Source organism: Cellulomonas telluris (genome assembly GCF_004886325.1).
GTDB classification, from domain to species: domain Bacteria; phylum Actinomycetota; class Actinomycetes; order Actinomycetales; family Cellulomonadaceae; genus Cellulomonas; species Cellulomonas telluris.
The window spans coordinates 1-599 of record NZ_QXFN01000049.1; the positions used below are offsets into that span (position 1 = coordinate 1).

General features: G+C 68.9%; 1 protein-coding gene. It reads right to left on the minus strand.

The window, feature by feature from the left end:
* Positions 1-599: adenosylhomocysteinase (locus tag FB586_RS18690; protein WP_136520857.1), on the minus strand; the 599-nt coding region annotated here is incomplete at both ends.

The window sequence follows — 599 nt, forward strand, 5'->3', positions numbered from 1 at the left end:
GCCGATCATGACGTCGGTGGCGCGGTTGATCCCGTCGATGAGCGAGTGACGGCAGCCGTACTTGTTGTCGAACTTCGACTTGGTGACCGAGTCGTTGACGTTGATCGCCGGGAAGAGCAGCGTGCCCTCCTTGAAGCGCTCGTAGAGACGCAGCACACCGGTGGTTGTCTCCTCCGAGACGCCCTTGACGAGCGGCGCGCGCCTCGTCCAGCGCTGCGGGTCGGCCTCGAGCGAGCGGGCCAGGACGCGCAGCACCTCCTTGAACTCCTCGTTGTCGGTGGAGTCCTGCGACGGCACGGCGCCGGCCTTCTCGTACTCGACGCCGAGGTGCAGCAGCATGGTGATGTCGCCGCCGTCGTCGAGCAGCATGTTGGGGCCGCCCGGCTCGCCGTCGTCACCGGGGAAGTCGAAGACCTTCTCGGCCTCGTCCCAGTACTCGGCGAGGGTCTCGCCCTTCCAGGCGAAGACCGGGACGCCCTGCGGGTCCTCGGGGGTGCCGCCCTTGGCAGGCGGGCCGACGACGACGGCCGCCGCGGCGTGGTCCTGGGTGGAGAAGATGTTGCAGGTGGCCCAGCGGATGTCCGCGCCGACAGCCGCGA